This is a genomic window from Streptococcus sp. HMSC10E12 (assembly GCF_001807855.1).
Lineage (GTDB): Bacteria > Bacillota > Bacilli > Lactobacillales > Streptococcaceae > Streptococcus > Streptococcus salivarius.
Genome location: NZ_KV791083.1, coordinates 215,201 through 234,372 on the forward strand (window position 1 = coordinate 215,201; position 19,172 = coordinate 234,372).

A 19,172-nucleotide genomic window follows, 5' to 3' on the forward strand; every position below is an offset into this window, starting at 1 on the left:
GATATAATCTATTATAACAAAAACTCATGGAAAGGTCGTTATTATGGATAATTGTATTTTCTGTAAAATTATATCTGGAGAAATCCCTTCATCAAAAGTCTACGAGGACGACAAGGTTCTAGCCTTCCTCGATATTTCACAAGCTACAAAAGGACATACCTTGGTTATTCCTAAAGAGCACGTTCGTAACATCTTAGAAATGTCTGCTGAGACTGCTGAGACTGTCTTTAGCCGTGTTCCAAAAATTGCTCGTGCCGTGCAAAAAGCAACTAGAGCAATCGGCATGAATATCCTTAATAACAACGAAGAAGTTGCTGGACAAACCGTCTTCCACGCTCATATTCATCTCGTTCCTCGTTACGGTGCAGACGATGGTATCCACATGGGATTTGACGAACACGAACCAGACTTCGCTGCCCTGGCTGACCTTGCTGACAGCATCGCTAAAGAGGTAACAGAATGAAAATTGGACGCTTTCTAGCTCTTGGAGCCCTCGCCTACGGTGCCTACTACGCCTATAAACGACGTGAAGACATCAAAGAGGAAATCCTAGACCTCAACCAATCACGAGAAAATATCTCCTACGATTTGGACAATATCAAACGCAACCTTGACATCATCAAGGAACAAAACCTTGTTCTTGCTGACATTAAGCAAGACCTCAACTATAAAACACGTGTCTTCAAGAAAGACCTCGAACCCCGACTCAATATCATCCAAGAACGCTTGCAAAAGTATCAAGGTGATGATAAAGAATAAAGGTAAGTAGCCTGTGCTACTTACCTTTTTGTTATTCAGTTTTTTCAGCATTAAAAGAACTTATAGAGACTTGAGTTGTTGTAAACTCATTATCACCCTTAAACTGAGAGAACTCAAACAGAGTCTTACCAGATGGAGCCCAGTTATTAGCAGATACGTACTGCGTACCAACTGTAACACCGTCAGCATTTACCAAATTAATTGTTAAGTAGATATCTTTTATTAAATATTCTGTTGTATTCTCAACTGTTGCAGAATAATATTTTGTATATTCATTAGATTTAGTATTATCTACTGTAAAATTGATATTCTTAACAAGATTTTCAATAGCTTCTTTCTTTGCATTGTTATCTTTAACTTCATTTCCTTGAGCAAGTAACTCTGATAAACTATCTTTATCTTGTACTGGAATAGAATTTATTTTATCTATTGCAGAAAGTAAGGATGTTCTTTTACCAATATGCTCATCCCACTTGGTTTCAAAACTATCCGAACCATATGTTTTCGCAATTTCTAATCCATTATTTAATTCATTAATATAAGAAATTGCTAACTCTTGAAGTTTACTATCCTTAAACTTCTTATCTTTATATTCACTAATTTCATCTAATTCTTTATTAATTGCTTTTTTAAACGAACTAGCCGAGTCACTTTTTTCATTATCAATATACTTCCAACGAGCATCTAGACCCTTGGCTAAAGACTTTATAAAAGCTCCATCATACGTTTTACTTTCATTAGAGTTTGTACAAGCTGATAATGTAACAATCCCAATCAAAAGCAATAATAGAATAGTAATCTTTTTCATAAAATTTCCTCACTATTTAATTTTCGTTATATATTATATTTTTAATTTTACTAACTGTCAACTATTTATGAAAATAAAATAAATTTTTTTATGTTTTTTCAGATTATTACAAATGAGTTAACCTAATACTTTTATTTTCTTCTCTCGCTTGACTCTATACAGACAATTTTGAATACGCTTGCTATTATCAAATTCTTACTCACCCCACTCTGTATAGATCAGATACTTTCCGCTGTGCTAAAAGTGAGAGAAGCAATAATGTTTCCCTCACTCGGAAGATTTGAGACCCAGGCTCAAATCTTAGGAATGGAATCCGCTAGGAAGTCACTTCCGTCCCTAGCACCCAAGGAAAGTCTAAAAAATTTATAAAAAGAAAAGCAGAGACGTTTAACATCTCTGCTTCATAAATAGGATTAGGAGGCTTTATGCTTTTTATTTAGCATCTTTTTCTTTGATAACCAAGACACCATCTTCCATATCAGCTTCTAGGTGTTTAGCATCAAGGTTATCCAAGTGGAAGTCTGTGACTTTGTCACGGATTTGTTGTTCAACCACACGGCGGAGTGGACGAACACCCATGACTTCGTCGTAGCCTTCTTCAGTCATGTATTCTTTAGCAGCTTCGCTAACTGCCAAGTCAATGTCTTTCTTAGAAAGCGTCTTGTTAACTTCAACCAACATAAGGTCTACAATCTTAGAAAGATCTTCTTTGCTCAAGTGTGAGAATTCGATGACAGCATTGAAACGGTTAAGGAATTCTGGACGGAAGTAAGGTTTCAAACGATCCATAAGTTCTGGTTTATCAGCATCTTCTGTCAAGTTAGCTTCGTAACCAAAGCCAGCGTTTGAAGTTGCGATAATCACAGTATTCTTGAAGTTTACAGTGTTACCTTGACCATCTGTCAAACGACCATCATCCAAAACTTGGAGGAGAAGGGTGATGACTTGAGGGTCAGCCTTTTCAATTTCGTCGAGAAGGACGATTGAGTATGGGTTACGGCGAACACGTTCTGTCAAAGTATTGCTATTGTCATCATAACCAACATAACCAGCTGTTGTACCAATCAATTTAGAAACGGCTGTGCGGTCGCTGTATTCTGACATGTCCAAACGGATGATAGCATCTTTTGTTCCGAACATATCAAGAGCCAATTGTTTAGCCAACTCAGTTTTACCAACACCAGTAGGTCCTACAAAGAGGAAGCTACCAATTGGACGGTTACCTTCGTCAAATCCTGCACGGTTACGACGGATGGCACGTGCCACTGCTTCAACGGCTTTATCTTGACCGATAACCTTAGTTTGCAAACGGTGGCCCATATCTTTCAAACGTTCGATATCAGTTGCTCCCATTTGCGATACTGGGATACCAGTCATACGTTCTACAGATTCAGCCACATCGTTAACAGTTGCAGTGACTTTAAGGTCTGCTGTGTGGTTAGCAATTTTCTTTTCAAGTTCTTCAATGCGAACTTTAGCATTTAGAGCTGCTTCGTAGTCTTCTTTGGCAGCTGCAGCTTCTTGTTTAGCTTTTTCTTCTTCGATTTCATGTTCAACAGCATTCACATCAGTCACTGGGTGTTGAGCAGCCAAGTGAGCCGCTGTTACATCGACAAGGTCGATAGCCTTATCTGGCAAGCTACGTTGTGGAATGTATTGGACAGAGAAATCTACTGCTGCTTTCAAGACATCATCTGGCAAGATAACATTGTGGTGTTTTTCATAAAGATCACGGATACCTTGGAGAATCTTGAAGGTATCTTCAGCAGAAGGAGCATTAACCTTAACTTCGTTGAAACGACGAGCAAGAGCAGCGTTCTTCAAGATAGTGTTACGGTATTCATCCTGAGTTGTTGCACCAATCACTGTCAATTCACCACGTGAAAGAGCAGGTTTCAAGATATCAGCAAGACCTTTAGACCCTTGGCCATCGCCAGTGCTTCCGGCACCAAGAATTTGGTGGATTTCATCGAAGAAGAGGATAATATTTCCAGCTTCTTTGACTTCATTTACCAAGTTTTGAATGTTTTCTTCAAAGCTACCACGGTATTGCGTACCAGCTTCAAGTCCAGAAATATCAATTGAGATGATTTCTTTGTTCTTGATAGCAGCTGGGACATCACCATTAACGATAGCTTGAGCCAAACCTTCAACTACAGCTGTTTTACCAACACCAGCGTCCCCGACAAGGACTGGGTTATTCTTGGTACGACGAGCCAAGATTTCGCAAGCTTCTTGGATTTCTTTGTTACGTCCGATAACAGGATCCAATTTACCTTCGCGAGCTTCTTCAGTCAAGTTACGACCAAGTTTAGCAAGAATACCATCTTGTTTAGGTCCTTTACCTTGATGTTGAGTTGGGTTCACTGCTTCACCTTCATTACTAGGCAATTGACCTGTTTGACGGTAGATAGCAAATTCTTCAGGTGTCACTTCACGACCGTTAATCATGTAGCGACGGTTTTCTGAACGGTAACCACCCATGTTCCCCATCAATTGATTGAAAAGATCGTCCATATTGTTAAAGTTGTTGTTCATATAATTACCTCGTTTTGTGTTTTCTTGTGAAATTTTTTAAGTGTTATTTTTATGTTAATGTGTTTTTTGACTTTTACTGACCAAAACCCTAAAAATTTTTAGTAGCTTCAACTACTCTTCTAATAATTTCAGGTTTTGCTCTTGGTAGGAGACTGAGAACTTTCACAGTCTTAAATAAATTGTCATTTAGCATAAGAGCCACCTTCTTTCTGTGAATCTCTCAATATAGCTAACTTCTAAGCCTCTTTCAGAAAGAAACTTGTAGATTAAGGAAACCTTTTTCCTTATAGCTGTATCATATACCTTTCATCTGCTTGGGTCAAGAATTTAGTTTTGACTTTTACTGACCTTTCAGATGAAAATTTTTGCAGACTAGCTGCAATCCTTTTTATTGGTATATGGGCTATTGACACAGCCTTCATAAGGATTTCATTTCCTTATGTTTATATTGTACAACATTGGTCAGTAATAGTCAATAGTTTTTTTGACTTTTTTTGACCTTTGTCATATTTTTTTGCAGTCAAACCAAAATAACTTTATGACAAGTATTTAGGCAAGCACTGCAAGATTTATAAGGAAGCTAAGTCCTTATGAGATTATAATACACCATTGGTCAGTATAGGTCAATAGTTTTGCTTGATCTTTTTTGACCTTTTGGAAAATAATTTACGGAAAGTAAAAAAAGCCTACCAGAGGTAGACCTAATAATGATCTTTAAAAGAGAGAAAGGCGACACTCTTACCATCAATCATATAAATCAAACGATTTTCAGCATCAATTCGCCGAGACCAAGCTCCTTGAAAGTCATACTTCAAGGGCTCTGGTTTCCCAATACCTGAAAAAGGATCCCGTTGAATGTCTTTAATCAGCTTATTGATTCGCTTAAGTGTCTTCCTGTCCTGATTTTGCCAATAACAATAATCTATCCATGCATCTTCAGTGAAAGTGAGTAACATTTTCTACTCCTTTAGTGCATGCTCTTGAGTCTCTCCAGCACGTACCTGAGCCATTCCTCTTAAAACCTTGTCTGATAGTTCTTTATTTTGAACAATACGCAATGTTTCTTGAATGCTATCCCACTCACTCTTTGAGACCACTACAATATCTTCATCAGGATTTTTATTGACTACAGCTAGAGGTTCAAATTCATCATTAACCTTTTTCATATAATCCTTCAAATGATTTCGAAACGTTGAATAGACGACTGCTTCCATTAGCATACCTCATTTTCCTCTTTTCCTTTATTATATACCAAAAGTATAAACTTGTACAAGTTCCTGACAAGTTTATACTTTCTATAACATTTATTCGAAAAAAGATTAAAAAAGCCTACCAAAGGTAGACCTTCTATAAAACTATTTTACTCTAATCGGTACACGTCCAAAGTTTTGTTCGCAAAGCTCGGAGTTACCTAATTGATAAACATTATCCGCTTGTTGTGTAAGCATATCCCAAGGTTCCCTTCCAATCCGAGCCACTATATCCACAGTCTTTTTCACAGATTTGAGATGAGACTGCCCTTTTTGAGAAAACCCAAGCACATGAATGGATTCAGGCAGAGAGTTGTCCACAGCTCCGACCAGGATATAAGTCAAAATACGACGTACACGAGCCTTTGTATATCGTTTAGTTGCTACCTTATCCACCAATTCCTCCACAGAAGAGGCCTCACGGATAGCAGCTTTTAAACGACTGGCAATCTCTTCATTCACCTGAAAAACACTGGTCAAATCAGGGTGTGTAAGAATCTGATAAACCAGCAATTGGAAATAATTATCCCAAGAGACCTGTGGAGAAGTCTGAAAAAGTTTGCTATTGGGCATGAACTTATCCACAAAATCACTATCTTGCTTGTGGAGACGTAGACTGGTCGCTGAGGCGAAAGATACTTCCTTGTCTGAGGAATGATAGCCAGCCCCTTGTCTCTGGATAGGATTCAACTTAATGCCCTTACCAGCACAAGCTTTGGCATAGGCTAATCCTAGGATATGATTGGGTGTATTGCCAGTAAAGTCCACACCAGCAAATTTCTCCCACATTTTTTGCGTCTTCTGTGGATAAGATAGGTCACTCGGCAAGTTTTCCACAAAGGCTTCCATGTCCTCGGACTTTTCAGCATAGACATTTGCTATTGCCTGGTAATCTAGGACTTCTTCCGTTCCAAAAGTAAGGCTATCAATTCCCAGTCGTGACAAGATATAGACGGCTCCAGCAGCAAAATAATCGGCAGACTGGACTGCCGTCAAGAAAGGCAACTCAACCACGAGGTCTGCCCCATTTTCCAAAGTCATCTGAGCCCTAGTCCACTTATCCACAATAGCTGGCTCACCTCGCTGGACAAAATTCCCGGACATGGCAACGATTTTTACGCCTTCAGCCTGATCCAAGAGATACTTGTGGCCGTTATGAAAAGGATTGAACTCAGCAATAATACCTGTAACTGTCATAGCTCTTATTTTTGGGCTACAAAGAACCAACGTGCACTAGTTTCTGTCGGTTCCTTATCCTCAAAATCGGCGTAAAGCTTGAAGGATTTGAAGCCAGCTTGCTCCAACAAGATATCGTAAGTCAAGACCTCATAGGTACGCTCCTCATGGACCTCATCATGTCGACTAAAGCTTCCATCTTCCTCTTGGACAAAGAAGGTCAATTCATGGACGATAGAATGTGGTGCCGCATCCTCATAGGTATCCCAAAGCATAGCAAAGTCTTCTGCATTTTCATGGTAGGAATAGCCAGGGAAAACCTCATCCGTCTGATAGGTTGAGTGCACATCAAAGATAAAGACGCCACCCTCATTGAGGACATTGTAAACCTCTTTGAAGACATCCCCAACCTCTACTTCGTCCTGCATATAGCAGATTGAATCTGAGTAGCAAGTCACAAAGTCGTACTTACCAGCTTGCGATAAATTCAACATGTTGCCTTCAATAAAGTCAATTTTCTGTTTGGCGGAAGACGCACGCTTCTCCGCAATCTTCAACATATCAGCACTCAAATCGAGTCCAGTTACATCAAAACCAGCTTGAGAAAAACGTACAGATTGAATCCCAGTTCCACAAGCCAATTCAAGCAATTTCTTTTTTTCCTTAGTCTTTGGCAAATGACGGAGGGAGAAATCCGTCCACAAATCGTAAAGACTATCATCCATAACAGCGTCGTAGACCGCCGCAAAAGTTTCATAAGTAGCCATAATGATGATACCAAGTCCGTCCATAATCGGAATGAAAATTAGGGGGAGTGAGACAGAACGAGTTTTCTTAAAAAAATCGTTCGTTGTCTCACCCCCGCAAGGCTGATTAGGTACTCTTCCGAGCTTAAAAAGCGAATGAAGAGTCCAATCAGCTACTGCGCCAAATAATAAATTTTAATATTGATAATTTGACATAGAACTGTCTATTTTCCGACGATTACAGGACGGGTTCAAATCCTTTCTAAGATACAAAGAGCGTCAAAAGCACAGAGAAAATAGGAAACTTTCTGCCGTATCACTAGATACGAAAGTTTATCTTTTTCTCACGGCTTTCAGCTCGTATTCAGTTAACAAACCAACCAAACACAAGGCTCTATCCTTCCTATTAAATCTTTAGTTTAAGCAACAAAACCCAGTTGTCGCCAACTGAGTTCAATTTTTATGCCAAATAAGCTGACACATCTACCATTGGTGCTTCGTGCCAGAGTTTTTCAAGGTTATAGTGAGCACGTTCATCTTCTGTAAAGATGTGAACAACGACGTCGTTAAGATCCAAAAGAATCCAACCACCCTTGTTGTCACCTTCCATGTGACTAGCGTCAAGGCCAGCTTCTTTCACTTTCTCACGGATGTTGTCAGCAATAGCTTCCAACTGACGGCTATTCATTGCACTCAAAATAACAAAGTAATCTGTTAGGCTTGTAAGGCCGTACAAATCAAGGGCAACAATGTCTTCAGCTCGCTTTTCATCAGCAGCTTTGACAACCAATTCAAGTAATTTTTCTTTAGTCAATGATATTCTCCAGTAATTGTTATTAATCTTTTAAGTAATGCACAAAAGCATTATAGGTTTCTAAGGTTTGCGGGAAAATCGGTAGAGCTTGGTGGGCCAAGTGTTCTACCGTATGGACTGTTTCAAAAGCAACGGCCTTATCCAAGGATTGCTCTGCTACTTGTCTAGCTTCCTCTACCAAAGGGAAATTACGGTTATGCTCAATATAATCAGCCACATAGACAATCTTATCTAGGGTTGACATTTCATGGCTTCCGACGGTATGGATCTCAATACTGCGTAGAATTTCGGGATCAGTCAATCCCAAATCTTCTTGGATTTTGTAAATCCCAACCATACCATGCCAGACATTGTTTCCCCATTTTTTTAATTCAGGATCAAGCTTATATTTATCGATAAGCTCCAAGAATTCCTGATTTGGAAGTTCCTTGGCATAATCATGAAGCAAACCAGCTAAGCCAGCTTTTTCAGTATCATATCCGTACTTTTCAGCAAGAGCAATAGCAGCTCGCTCAACACCCAGAACATGATTGAAGCGTTTAGGACTCATGACTGCTCGAACCTTTTCAAGAAGTTCTTCACGAGAATAGTCTAGATATTTTTCATAGGTCATTTATAGAGCCCCGCTTTCTTGATGTAGGCAAGTACAGACTGCGGCACCATAAAGTTAGGTGTACGATCCTTCTTAATGTAGGCTCTGACTGCACTCGAACTAATATCCATAAGGGGCACATCCACCCAGATAACGGGATATGAGGTTCCAGCCTTATACTTAGGACGCTGAACACCAACAAATTGGACCATCTCGATTAGTTCATCAATACGATGCCATTTTGGTAGGTATTCGACCATATCCGCTCCAATAATAAAGTAATAATCCGTATCAGGATTAGCCTCTGTCAAGAGCTTCATAGTGTCATAGGTATAGCTGATTCCCTTACGTTCCAACTCGATGGTTTCAATATCCAAACCTTCAATGCCGTTAATAGCCAACATGAGCATATTTAGGCGATGTTGTTCATCAATGGTTTCTTTTTTATCGACATGAGGTGGCTCAAACTCAGGCATGAGAAGAACTTCATCGAGACCTAACTGCTGACGCACCTGGTCAGCAACAACCAAGTGGGCATTGTGGACAGGATTGAAATTTCCACCTAATATTCCCACTTGCTTACGGCCTGTATCCTTGATTTCTTCCTCTAGTTGAACCTTTGTAAATGGGGTTACGAGATCTAGTGCCATGTACGCCTCCTCTTTTTCAAGCATTATACAACTGTCTTAAGGCTAGCTTTAATGCTTCAAAAGTGTTCCTATACCTTAGTTTGTCCTTCACCAAGCAAAGTCGGCAACTATTTTTGGATAGCTTTGACCTTTGGTGACAACTTACGATTTTCTTTTTTAGCTGACTCTTTATAGAGAATCAAGATACGTCCAATCTTAAGAACTGTATCACAGCCAATTTCTTCTTCCAAGATTTCAGCAACCTCATGAATATCTTCCATAGTGTTTTGGAGTAGGGTTACTTTGATCAATTCACGGGCATCAAGGGCGTTGCGAACACTAGTTTTGATATGGTCGTTAAGACCGTTTTTCCCGATTTGTACAATAGGTTTAAGTGTGTGTGCTTCCGATTTGAGGAAAGCACGTTGTTTTGATGTTAATGACATGTTTATTCCTTTTAACTACTTAACTAAGTTTAAATAATCGCTTTTCGTACGACAACGCCAACACCTTCTGGTGCCCAAGCAGCAACGATGGTTGGTTGGTCAGCTTTTCCTTGGACACGGATCCATCCTAATCCTGAGAGGACAATGTCTGTCTTATCTTTAACAGTAAATTCATGACGAACAAGTTTTGGAAAATCAGCCAATTCCTTTGGCCCAGGAGGCATGAGGAGACTTCCAACATGCTTATCATAGAAGGCATCTGCGCCTTCTAGTTTGGTACGATGAAGCTTTAGATTATTGTCAAAGAAGGCTGTAAATCCTTGTTTATCACCATCAATAAAGTCAAAGCGTCCAAGACCGCCTAGGAATAGGCTTTGTCCTGCATTTAACTGGTAAGTTTTTGGCTTAATTTCCTTCTTAGGACTAACGTACTTGAGATCCTTCGCTGACAGATAGTGCGCCATCTGGTGTCGGTGAATAATTCCTGGTGTATCAAAAATATAGCTACCGTCATCCAATGGGATTTCAATCTTATCAAGGGTCGTTCCAGGGAAACGAGAGGTTGTGATAACATCTTTATCACCTGTAATTTCCTTGATAATGGCATTAATTAAGGTTGATTTACCAACATTCGTCACACCAACAACATAGACATCACGACCCTTACGGAGGTTTTCAATACGTTGGATTAGCTCTTTAATGGCATGATGATTTTGAGCAGATGTCAACATGACATCCACCGGACGCATCCCTTCTTCGTGGGCACGTTCTGTCAACCATTGGGTTACCTTACCATCTTTTACGGATTTAGGTAGGATATCCTTTTTATTTCCAACCAAGAGCACATCGTTACCCGAAACAAAGCGTGATAAGCCTGGTATGATTGATCCATTAAAATCAAAAATATCAACGACATTGACAACGAGGGCATCACTATCACCAACTTCATGAAGCAATTTTAAAAATTCATCATCTGTGATGTGGACATCCACAATCTCATTGTAATGACGAAGACGGAAACAGCGTTGGCAGTATAACTCACCTGTTTCTTCGGCCTTTTTAATAGAGCTAGCAGGTGTGAAACCTGCTTTTTCTTTATCTTCTGTTTGAATTTGGGCTCCACACCCAATACAAAATAATTCTTCCATTAAATTCCTTTGTTGAAGGTCATTGGACCATATGCTTTTTCAATCTTTTTCCACATGCGACGTTCACGCCAACGGTTAAACTTGGTTACCCAAGCATCTGATTTCACCAAAGGCTTGACCAAAATCGATCGAATTCCAGCTCTGTGGCTAGCTCTGATGTCAGTCATTAGCTGGTCTCCCACCATAACGACCTCGTCTCGATTAAAGTGGTAACGCTCAATCGCTTCATTAATACCTTTAGTGAAAGGCTTCATGGCACGACTCACGAAATCCACATGGAAATTGGCTACCGCACGTTCCACACGTTCATGCTTGTTGTTAGAGACCACAACCACTGGAATGTCAGCCTCTGTCATCTCATCTAACCAAGCACGTAGCTCAGGAGTCCCATCAGGGTTGTTCCAAGCAATCAAGGTATTGTCCAAATCGACCAAGACGGCACGAATACCGTGTTCACGTAGCTGGTCAGGTTTCAAATCATAAACAGCCTCCACCATAAAATGGGGCCTATAATCGTCTATAGTCATTTTCTCTCCAAAATGTTAGTTTACCTCTTATTCTACCATATTTTTAAGGTTTATGTGTGGGACTTAAGTCCTATTTTTTAAGAACATCCTTTACAGAACAATAAAGAAAAGAGCCACAATCACTCAGGCTCCATTCTTATCTCTGAATTTTTCCTTGTTTTTTAAGGGCTACTAAATCCTTAAGTGAAATGAGAATAACGGCAAGAACAATTAAAATCATCCCAACCACATCAATGGCAAAGAAATGGTCGCCCATAATTAAAACCGTTAAAATGACAGAAGCCACAGGCTCTACCGAAGCTAAAAGACTCCCTTTTACGGCTCCAACCATGGTCGTCCCCTTAAGGAAAACCGTATAGGCAAAGACTGTCCCGATAAAAACCAAACCAAAGAGAGCTAGAAGATTTCCACTAGTCAAGGGTAACTCATACTTCCAGGCTTGGATAGCAATCGGAAAGACCAAACCACCAAGTAACATGCCTAGCCCAATAACAATCAGACTGCCCCACTTTTCAATAGCCTTAGCAGGCAATAAGATATAGAGCGCATAGGTCACCGCTGAAAAGAGGCCCCAGAACAAGCCAATAGGTGTGATGGCCAACTCTGTCAGCTGACCATGTGTGGCGATGATAAAGGTTCCCACAATAGCCATGATAATCGCCACAAGCTCTGAAACCGTTGGAAATCTGCGGTTCTTAGCACACACAAAAGCCAGAATGAGGACTGGTGTGACATACTGTAGAACAGTCGCAGTCCCAGCATTGGTGTGCTGGATGGCACTAAGATAGGCATACTGATTCAAAACCAGACCAAAGACTGCAAATAAGGCGATGGTCACTAAGGTTTTCTTATCTTTAATCGCTTGAACTAATTTGTCTCGCTGCCTAAAAAAGACCGAAGCCGTTAGTAAAATACCAGACAAAAGCAAACGTAAACTCGTCAAAAGATTGACATTAACACCATGAGCCATTAGGTATTGACCAGAAACTCCTGAAAATCCCCAGGCAATTCCTGCTGTCAATACCATCAAGCTCCCCTTTAGTTGTTTAGACATGTGTTTCCCTCGATTATGATAATGCTTAATTATTATATCACAGAGTGGATAAGGTAAGCGGTTACCCCATAAAACTTAAGCAGTTTTTCTTGAGGAATTTTCAAGCCACCAACCGATAATCCAGCCAAGGACTAAAAGATAATTTTCAAAAGCACCAATAGCATTGACTGAGTGATGATGTTGAAGATAGCTAAGGAAATGATTAGTCCCAATTCCAAGGCCTCCAATAATCAAAGCTATCAGTACAGCTCTCAGATAAAACCAATCGTACTTGAGATTCACAGCAAGAAGGATGATTAGAACTGCCACATTCCAGATACCAATCTCCCTCTGCCAACCAACTGAAATACCGTACCCCGAGTGACTTCCCATATAGGTTGGGAAAAATAGCTGAAAAATAATGGCACCAGTCATAGCCAGGATGACGAGGATAAATAGGACTCTTAAGAATTTGTTCATAGGGTTGCCTCCTAAAATCTTCTATAAAAATATTCCCAACTAGTCTAACACAAATATTGCAAAGAAAAAACCAACCTTTCGGCTGGTTCTTTATCTATTAATCTTCTTTCAACTTAGCCAATTCTTGAGCAAGTAGCTTGAGGGCTACTTGTGGGTTGGCTTGGCCTTTGGTTGCTTTCATGAGGAAGCCTGTGAAGGCTTTGTCAGCGTTACGTTTACCTGACTTGAAGTCGGCTACGGCTGCTTCATTGTCTGCAAAGACTTGGTGGATGATTGGGATCAAGACTTCAGGATCTGAAATCTGTACCAAACCAGCTTTTTCGACGTATTCACGCGCACCGCCACCGTTTTTCGCCAAGTGAACGAAGACTTTCTTGGCAATCTTAGATGAAATGGTTCCATCTTCGATGATGGCAATCATTTCGACCAAGTTTTCTGGTGTCAACTTGATTTCTTCAAGCGTTTTGCCTTCTGCGTTCAAGAATTGCGCGACTTCACCTTGGAGCCAGTTAGACACTTGTTTGGCATCGCCACCAAGGGCTACGGCTGCTTCAAAGAAGTCTGAAGTAACTTTCGTAGCTGTCAATTGGTTGGCATCATAGTCAGACAAACCAAGCTCTGCCACGTAGCGAGCACGACGGTCTTTTGGAAACTCTGGCAACTCAGTACGCATATCCTCGATCCACTCATCTGAGATTTCAAACAATGGAAGGTCTGGTTCTGGGAAGTAACGGTAATCCGCTGCTCCTTCTTTGACACGCATAAGGATAGTGCTCTTATTAGCTTCATCATAACGGCGTGTTTCTTGACGAATGACACCACCTGAACGCAAGATTTTCGCTTGGCGTTGCACTTCGTATTCAAGACCTTTACGGACGTTTGAGAAAGAGTTCAAGTTCTTCAACTCAGTCTTGGTACCAAATTCCTCTTGACCGTATGGGCGAAGGGAAATGTTAGCATCCACACGCATAGATCCTTCTTCCATCTTGACGTCTGAAATACCAGTGTACTGGATGACTTCTTTCAAAGCTGTCAAATAGGCGTAAGCTTCTTCTGGAGAACGCATATCTGCTTCAGATACGATCTCAATCAATGGAACCCCTTGACGGTTAAGGTCTACGTAAGAGAAGCCATCTGTTCCATGCGTATTCTTACCGGCATCTTCTTCCAAGTGGGCCCGTTCAATCCCGATTTTCTTGGTTGAGCCATCTTCCAATTGCACTTCAATCCAACCGTTATATCCGATTGGCTCGTCAAATTGCGAAATTTGGTAAGCCTTTGGATTATCAGGATAGAAATAGTTCTTACGGTCAAAGTGCATGTGCTGATGGATATCCATATTCAGCGCCAAAGCAGCCTTGATACCAGCATCTACAACACCCTTGTTCAAGACAGGAAGCACCCCTGGGAAAGACCAGTCAATCACATTGGTATTGGCATTTTGCTCATTTCCAAAGTGAGCAGAGGTTGGTGAGAAAATTTTTGAGTTTGTATTCAATTCAACGTGGACTTCAAGTCCGATGACTGTTTCAAAGTTCATTAATTGTCACCTCCGAAAATAAGGGGTTGTTGCTTGTGGTAATCCGTCGTTGCTTCAAAGGCAGCTGCAGCTTGGTAGATGGTTTCTTCAGAATACTTAGGACCAATCAACTGCAAACCAACTGGAAGACCTTGCGCAAAACCTGCAGGAATCGAAATCCCTGGAAGACCTGCCAAGTTGACTGGAATGGTCAAGAGGTCAGCCAAGTACATGGCAACCGGATCATGGTTGAGCGAATCCAAATCAAAGGCTACACTTGGAGCTGTTGGACCAAGGATAAGGTCATAATCCGCAAAGACTTTTTCGAAGTCTTGGATAATAAGGGTACGGACTTGACCAGCTTTCTTGTAGTAAGCATCGTAGTAACCAGATGACAAACTAAAGGTACCAAGCATGATACGGCGTTTGACCTCATCGCCAAAGCCTTGACTACGAGTGTTCACGTAGATATCATCCAAGTTTTTAGCATCTTCTGCACGGAAACCATAGCGAATACCGTCGAAACGTTGCAAGTTTGAAGAAGCTTCAGATGAAGCGATGATGTAGTAAACGGCAACCCCGTATTTAGAGTGAGGCAAGCTGACTTCTTCGACAGTTGCTCCCAATTTTTCAAAGTGTTTAGCCGCATTGAGGATGGTTTCTTTGACTTCTGGATCAATCCCTTCACCGAGGTATTCCTTAGGAAGGGCAATCTTCATGCCTTTAATGTCTTGACCAATCTTAGAAGTAAAGTCTGCTACACGAACAGGTGCAGATGTTGAATCCTTGGCATCTTCACTGGCAATGACATTAAGCAATTGGGCATTTTCCTTAACCGTTGGTGAGAAAGTACCAATTTGGTCAAGTGAGCTACCAAAGGCAATGAGACCAAAACGTGAAACTGTTCCATAAGTAGGTTTGAGACCAACAATCCCGTTAAAAGCAGCTGGTTGACGAATAGAACCACCGGTATCTGAACCAAGGGACAAACGGACTTGCCCTGAAGCTACAGAAGCTGCTGAACCACTAGAAGATCCACCAGGCACCTTGCTGTGGTCCCAAGCGTTTTTAGTCGCGCCATAGTAAGATGTTTCACCAGATCCACCCATGGCAAACTCATCCATGTTGGTCTTCCCGATGACAATCATATCTTTGGTTTTGGCATTGGCAACAGCTGTCGCATCAAAGATTGGCTCGTAGTTATAGAGCATTTTTGAAGCCGCAGTGGTCAAGATGCCATCTGTTGAGATATTGTCTTTGACAGCGAGTGGAATCCCTGACAGGAGGTTGTCTGCATCGATTCCTTTTTCATCAATGGCCTTAGCTTGTGCAAGGGCAGCTTCTTCGGCCACCGTTACAAAGGCATTAACTGCTTCTTCACGCGCCTTGATATCATCAAGCGTCGCTTGTGTCAATTCCGTTGCCGAAATTTCCTTAGAGACAAGGAGGTCGTGCAACTCTTCAATGGTTTTATTGTTGAATGACATTAGGCATCTCCTCCATCTTCTAAGATAGCTGGTACCTTGATGTAATAGTTATCTTTTTCAGGTACATTTTTAAACAAGCGGTCACGGTCAGTCCCTTTTTCAGCAACATCCGGACGCAATACGGTCTTGCGGTCAGCCATGGTCGTTGTTGGGGCAACACCTGTTGTGTCCACTTCTTCCAACAATTCCACCATGTCGACAATTTTAGACAAGGTTGTCGCAAACTCAGCTGTCTCTTCTGGAGAGAATTTCAATTTTGAAAGATTGGCAACGTGGGTTACCTCTTCTTGCGTAATTTTCATCTTGCTTCCTTTCGTGAAATGATGATTTTTCAATACCTTCTATTTTACCATAATTTAGCCTATTTTGCTTGGAGGATAAAAAAACTGTAGTAACTTTTTTGTCACTACAGTTTACAGAGATAGAGCTTTTTCAAAACACTTATCGTATGGCTATCAAGAGCTTTCTCCAAGCCTCTAGAATTTCAGGTTTCAAATACTGTTTTGCCAGGTCATATGAAACTTGGTGCATAGACTCAAGATCACTCTCTAAGGCAAATACAATTTTATCCGCCATCTGAGAAACAAGCAGGTCCTCATCCATAGTCTCGCTATAAGTAACCAGATAGCCATTCTCACCATCTTTGATGAAGGTTGGATTGCCGTAACGGGCATCAAAACCAACCAGGGCTAAACCTGCTCCTACCGCTTCCATCAGGGTCAAACCAAAGGTCTCCCACTGAGAGGTAGTGACATAAAGTTCATACTGAGGGTAGACGTCACGCAAATCCGCATGTCCTCTAAGTTGGATGTAATCATTCGCCCCTAAAGTATCAATTAGATCTTGTAGATTCTCTTGCTCCCCACCTTTACCGTAGATGTCAAAGCGAAGGTTAGGCTCTTTTTGATGGGCAAGGGCAACGGCTCTTATAGCCAAATCCAAGCGTTTACGTGGGTCCAATCGCGAAGCCGTCATCAAACTAAGAGGCTTCCTCTGCTCCTCTGGAAAACTAAGCTTATCCAAATGTCCCACTGCTAGGGCATAAATAGCGGCGTCTGTGACACCTTGCTTTTGCAGGGTATTTTCTAAAACAGCCTTTTGTGCTTCAGTAGCTGTGATAAAGAAGTCAAAGCGTTGGGCGTACTTAAAGATGTAATAATACTCATAGTAGAGGTCACCATTTTCAAACTCATGCTCTGAATGAAAAACAAAACCTAGCTTTGCAGGTGAGTCCAGTTCATAAATCGGTCGCATAAATTCCATCAAGGAAGCCCTATCCAGCAACAAGGTATCCTCAGCTGTCAAAGGAAGCCTTGCTAGAAAACGACGCATGACCTCTGTCTTGGTCACTAAAATCTCAGTGCCCAGCCTATATAACCAACTGGCTCCTTGCTTGAGTTCTTCAAAGGCAATGCGACCATCTTTATTATGATAACTTCTTCGGATGATGATGCCTTTTTCAAAGTATTCTGTGACTAATTTACTTGTTCCATACCACTCACGCTTCAATAGCATACCATTGACGTGGTAGTCTACATACCGCACACCACCCTTTTGGTAGGAATCCATCTTGAAGACTAAAGAAGTACCATCAGAACAAGTATACACAGAGTCTGTTGCGCTTTGGCTCTTCAAATCTAGACGTGTCAATTTAAATTTTTGCTGCAAGGCCCCCACTGTCAAAGATGGGATATGACTGTCTTGATCTGTAAAGCTAAGATAGGCATGGAGGAGTTCCTCGTAGCGATGCCCCAAAGAAAGATAATAATCTAATTTATAGGGTTGTGGCCAGGTCGTAAAGATAAACTTAGCAGGCTCATTTAATTCACGTAGCATCAAAGCTCTAGACGCCTGGGCCACATCCACACCATTGGGCTCATAGCCCACCAATAGGTTAAAGGTGTAAATCGTCATCTTTTTCCCCCTCCAATCTAGTAAAGAAAGCTAAGATTTCTTCCCTCTCGGCGAGTTTCAAAACCTCTTTCTGACTTTTAAGAACCTTAGGGTAAAACTCTGCTTGCTGTATGAGTTGTCGGAACCCCTGCTCTAGTTGCTCTAAGGAAGTATAGACCGTTGGTAAGTCCTTATAGTAGTGACGATGAACCGTTGATTCTAAGCCAAAAAGCAACTGCCCATTTTCAATCGCATCCAAAGTTACATCAGACACTTCACTTCCATAATTCAAGTCTAAATAAATGAAACAATTCCTAAGTAGCTCTTGATATTTCTCCTGACGAATTCCTGGATAAAGATGGACATTTCTCTTATCTTCTAGACAAGTCAATTTTGGCCCCATACTAGTTTGAGCTCCGATATGAAAGTCAATATCCGGGAAAGCATCAATTAAGTCAGCTAGGCCCTCAATATTTTCAGAAGCAGTCATCACCATGGCTTGAGGCACAAAAGTCTGAGAACCTTCTTGTTCCGCACCAGCTAAATAAATCATGCCTGACTTCCGTTCCTCTTGTGGATAATAATTAGTAATCAAAACATGATTCACTTGATTTTGAATAAGCTCAAGACCATCATGACTATCGGAGCAATAGACCAGACGATTAACATTCAAGGTCTGCAATGTCGGGATTAGATTGGAATCCATACAGATGATAGCTTCGTCTGACTTCAGAATCTGATTCAAAACAGCCTTAGTTAATTCTTCCCTACCTGAAAAAATCCTATCTCTTCCTTCAGACCCCTGATCAATCAAGTACCCATCTTGAATATAGTGAAGCAAGACCTCTTCTTGGTTACGATTAAAGTAAATATCCATAATGCCTTGCCCCTGATCATCCAGAAGACGCTGTTTGGTCCGCCAGCCATAGCGATTATAATCATCAACCGCAACAACTTTTTCCCCTTGTCCAAACCATTGGACTTGTTTGACCGTACGTTCCTTTAGATTGTCACGAAAAATGACACTGGCACGGCGGTCTTGACCATCAAAAATGTAGGTCGTAATCCCCAAAGTCCACAATTCCCAGTAGAGAGGAACTGACAAATCGTTAAAAAAGAGTGGTGTCCCTTGATAATCTTCCTCTGATGAATAAATAAATGACGATGCTAAACTGATAGTGTCCTTATCAACATCCGTTTCAAAATTCGTGTAAAACACACGGAATTGGATACCAAAGGAGTCTAGTAATCTTCTCAGTTTTTCCGTTGCCTGACTAGGTTCTTGTGCAATAATAAGCATAGTTATCCTTTCTGACTAATCCAAGCA

The 19,172-nt window shown here is 41.0% G+C and carries 21 protein-coding genes; 2 read left to right on the plus strand and 19 right to left on the minus strand.

The annotated features are described in order from the left end of the window. The first annotated feature begins 43 nt into the window (after positions 1-43). Together HMPREF3112_RS02375 and HMPREF3112_RS02380 are read left to right on the plus strand one after the other, a co-directional pair. A complete protein-coding gene (locus HMPREF3112_RS02375; RefSeq protein WP_037599159.1) occupies positions 44-463 on the plus strand; it encodes an HIT family protein in 420 nt (139 codons plus the stop codon). After that, positions 460-759: a hypothetical protein gene (locus tag HMPREF3112_RS02380; protein ID WP_060972580.1), complete on the plus strand. Its 300-nt coding sequence runs from the start codon at positions 460-462 to the stop codon at positions 757-759. The genes HMPREF3112_RS02375 and HMPREF3112_RS02380 overlap by 4 nt, the downstream gene beginning before the upstream one ends. Before the next feature lie 31 nt (positions 760-790). On the opposite strand, the gene HMPREF3112_RS02385 is transcribed toward HMPREF3112_RS02380, so the two are convergent. From HMPREF3112_RS02385 to HMPREF3112_RS02475, 19 genes are all read right to left on the minus strand, one after another. Then, positions 791-1,567, minus strand: a complete 777-nt coding sequence (locus tag HMPREF3112_RS02385; RefSeq protein WP_049546038.1) for an FxLYD domain-containing protein — start codon at positions 1,565-1,567, stop codon at positions 791-793. Positions 1,568-1,999: 432 nt separating this feature from the next. Further along, positions 2,000-4,105: an AAA family ATPase gene (locus HMPREF3112_RS02390; RefSeq protein WP_014634941.1), complete on the minus strand. Its 2,106-nt coding sequence runs from the start codon at positions 4,103-4,105 to the stop codon at positions 2,000-2,002. Between the two features lie 701 nt (positions 4,106-4,806). Further along, a complete protein-coding gene (locus HMPREF3112_RS02395) occupies positions 4,807-5,061 on the minus strand; it encodes a Txe/YoeB family addiction module toxin (RefSeq protein WP_060971903.1) in 255 nt (84 codons plus the stop codon). A 3-nt stretch (positions 5,062-5,064) separates the two neighbouring features. Beyond that, complete coding sequence (locus tag HMPREF3112_RS02400) at positions 5,065-5,319, minus strand: type II toxin-antitoxin system Phd/YefM family antitoxin (RefSeq protein ID WP_060971904.1); 255 nt, start codon at positions 5,317-5,319, stop codon at positions 5,065-5,067. A 141-nt stretch (positions 5,320-5,460) separates the two neighbouring features. Beyond that, a complete protein-coding gene (locus HMPREF3112_RS02405) occupies positions 5,461-6,552 on the minus strand; it encodes a nucleotidyltransferase (protein WP_070437835.1) in 1,092 nt (363 codons plus the stop codon). 5 nt (positions 6,553-6,557) lie between these two features. Continuing rightward, positions 6,558-7,298 carry a class I SAM-dependent DNA methyltransferase gene (locus HMPREF3112_RS02410; protein WP_290438583.1) on the minus strand — a complete coding sequence of 247 codons (741 nt, stop codon included), beginning with the start codon at positions 7,296-7,298 and terminating at the stop codon, positions 6,558-6,560. Between the two features lie 439 nt (positions 7,299-7,737). Next, positions 7,738-8,091, minus strand: coding sequence for a ribosome silencing factor (gene rsfS / locus HMPREF3112_RS02415; RefSeq protein ID WP_070437840.1), 354 nt, complete (start codon positions 8,089-8,091; stop codon positions 7,738-7,740). A gap of 22 nt (positions 8,092-8,113) precedes the next feature. Then, positions 8,114-8,704: a bis(5'-nucleosyl)-tetraphosphatase (symmetrical) YqeK gene (gene yqeK / locus HMPREF3112_RS02420; RefSeq protein WP_070437843.1), complete on the minus strand. Its 591-nt coding sequence runs from the start codon at positions 8,702-8,704 to the stop codon at positions 8,114-8,116. Next, on the minus strand, positions 8,701-9,333 hold the full coding sequence (locus tag HMPREF3112_RS02425; RefSeq protein ID WP_021143701.1) for a nicotinate-nucleotide adenylyltransferase: 633 nt from the start codon (positions 9,331-9,333) through the stop codon (positions 8,701-8,703). Before HMPREF3112_RS02425 ends, yqeK begins: the two co-directional genes overlap by 4 nt. 107 nt (positions 9,334-9,440) lie before the next feature. After that, entirely contained in the window at positions 9,441-9,758 is a 318-nt protein-coding gene (gene yhbY / locus HMPREF3112_RS02430) for a ribosome assembly RNA-binding protein YhbY (protein ID WP_002884193.1), read from the minus strand. A 29-nt stretch (positions 9,759-9,787) separates the two neighbouring features. Then, positions 9,788-10,906, minus strand: coding sequence for a ribosome biogenesis GTPase YqeH (gene yqeH / locus HMPREF3112_RS02435; RefSeq protein ID WP_070437846.1), 1,119 nt, complete (start codon positions 10,904-10,906; stop codon positions 9,788-9,790). Then, entirely contained in the window at positions 10,906-11,433 is a 528-nt protein-coding gene (locus HMPREF3112_RS02440) for a YqeG family HAD IIIA-type phosphatase (RefSeq protein WP_037602453.1), read from the minus strand. Before HMPREF3112_RS02440 ends, yqeH begins: the two co-directional genes overlap by 1 nt. Before the next feature lie 136 nt (positions 11,434-11,569). Next, the gene (locus HMPREF3112_RS02445; RefSeq protein WP_070437849.1) at positions 11,570-12,487 is read right to left on the minus strand and encodes a DMT family transporter; all 918 of its coding nucleotides are present in this window, start codon (positions 12,485-12,487) and stop codon (positions 11,570-11,572) included. Positions 12,488-12,562: 75 nt separating this feature from the next. Beyond that, positions 12,563-12,946, minus strand: a complete 384-nt coding sequence (locus tag HMPREF3112_RS02450) for a hypothetical protein (RefSeq protein WP_070437852.1) — start codon at positions 12,944-12,946, stop codon at positions 12,563-12,565. Positions 12,947-13,043: 97 nt separating this feature from the next. Then, entirely contained in the window at positions 13,044-14,486 is a 1,443-nt protein-coding gene (gatB, locus tag HMPREF3112_RS02455) for an Asp-tRNA(Asn)/Glu-tRNA(Gln) amidotransferase subunit GatB (protein WP_070437854.1), read from the minus strand. After that, a complete protein-coding gene (gatA, locus tag HMPREF3112_RS02460; RefSeq protein WP_070437857.1) occupies positions 14,486-15,952 on the minus strand; it encodes an Asp-tRNA(Asn)/Glu-tRNA(Gln) amidotransferase subunit GatA in 1,467 nt (488 codons plus the stop codon). The genes gatB and gatA overlap by 1 nt, the downstream gene beginning before the upstream one ends. Further along, positions 15,952-16,254: an Asp-tRNA(Asn)/Glu-tRNA(Gln) amidotransferase subunit GatC gene (gene gatC, locus HMPREF3112_RS02465; protein WP_002884769.1), complete on the minus strand. Its 303-nt coding sequence runs from the start codon at positions 16,252-16,254 to the stop codon at positions 15,952-15,954. The genes gatA and gatC overlap by 1 nt, the downstream gene beginning before the upstream one ends. Positions 16,255-16,393: 139 nt before the next feature. Next, positions 16,394-17,866, minus strand: coding sequence for a glycosyltransferase (locus tag HMPREF3112_RS02470; protein WP_070437860.1), 1,473 nt, complete (start codon positions 17,864-17,866; stop codon positions 16,394-16,396). Then, positions 17,847-19,145 (minus strand): glycosyltransferase family protein, encoded by a 1,299-nt coding sequence (locus tag HMPREF3112_RS02475; RefSeq protein WP_070437863.1) that lies wholly within the window; start codon positions 19,143-19,145, stop codon positions 17,847-17,849. The genes HMPREF3112_RS02470 and HMPREF3112_RS02475 overlap by 20 nt, the downstream gene beginning before the upstream one ends. Positions 19,146-19,172 lie beyond the last annotated feature (27 nt).

Coding starts and splice junctions, on each gene's coding strand:
- yhbY (WP_002884193.1), bottom strand. CDS start 9,758: ATGTCATTAACATCAAAACAACGTGCTTTCCTCAAATCGGAAGCACAC.
- HMPREF3112_RS02410 (WP_290438583.1), bottom strand. CDS start 7,298: ATGGCTACTTATGAAACTTTTGCGGCGGTCTACGACGCTGTTATGGAT.
- HMPREF3112_RS02380 (WP_060972580.1), top strand. CDS start 460: ATGAAAATTGGACGCTTTCTAGCTCTTGGAGCCCTCGCCTACGGTGCC.
- gatC (WP_002884769.1), bottom strand. CDS start 16,254: ATGAAAATTACGCAAGAAGAGGTAACCCACGTTGCCAATCTTTCAAAA.
- HMPREF3112_RS02445 (WP_070437849.1), bottom strand. CDS start 12,487: ATGTCTAAACAACTAAAGGGGAGCTTGATGGTATTGACAGCAGGAATT.
- HMPREF3112_RS02395 (WP_060971903.1), bottom strand. CDS start 5,061: ATGTTACTCACTTTCACTGAAGATGCATGGATAGATTATTGTTATTGG.
- HMPREF3112_RS02425 (WP_021143701.1), bottom strand. CDS start 9,333: ATGGCACTAGATCTCGTAACCCCATTTACAAAGGTTCAACTAGAGGAA.
- HMPREF3112_RS02440 (WP_037602453.1), bottom strand. CDS start 11,433: ATGACTATAGACGATTATAGGCCCCATTTTATGGTGGAGGCTGTTTAT.
- HMPREF3112_RS02475 (WP_070437863.1), bottom strand. CDS start 19,145: ATGCTTATTATTGCACAAGAACCTAGTCAGGCAACGGAAAAACTGAGA.
- HMPREF3112_RS02390 (WP_014634941.1), bottom strand. CDS start 4,105: ATGAACAACAACTTTAACAATATGGACGATCTTTTCAATCAATTGATG.
- HMPREF3112_RS02385 (WP_049546038.1), bottom strand. CDS start 1,567: ATGAAAAAGATTACTATTCTATTATTGCTTTTGATTGGGATTGTTACA.
- gatA (WP_070437857.1), bottom strand. CDS start 15,952: ATGTCATTCAACAATAAAACCATTGAAGAGTTGCACGACCTCCTTGTC.
- gatB (WP_070437854.1), bottom strand. CDS start 14,486: ATGAACTTTGAAACAGTCATCGGACTTGAAGTCCACGTTGAATTGAAT.
- HMPREF3112_RS02405 (WP_070437835.1), bottom strand. CDS start 6,552: ATGACAGTTACAGGTATTATTGCTGAGTTCAATCCTTTTCATAACGGC.
- HMPREF3112_RS02470 (WP_070437860.1), bottom strand. CDS start 17,866: ATGACGATTTACACCTTTAACCTATTGGTGGGCTATGAGCCCAATGGT.
- HMPREF3112_RS02375 (WP_037599159.1), top strand. CDS start 44: ATGGATAATTGTATTTTCTGTAAAATTATATCTGGAGAAATCCCTTCA.
- yqeH (WP_070437846.1), bottom strand. CDS start 10,906: ATGGAAGAATTATTTTGTATTGGGTGTGGAGCCCAAATTCAAACAGAA.
- HMPREF3112_RS02400 (WP_060971904.1), bottom strand. CDS start 5,319: ATGGAAGCAGTCGTCTATTCAACGTTTCGAAATCATTTGAAGGATTAT.
- HMPREF3112_RS02450 (WP_070437852.1), bottom strand. CDS start 12,946: ATGAACAAATTCTTAAGAGTCCTATTTATCCTCGTCATCCTGGCTATG.
- yqeK (WP_070437843.1), bottom strand. CDS start 8,704: ATGACCTATGAAAAATATCTAGACTATTCTCGTGAAGAACTTCTTGAA.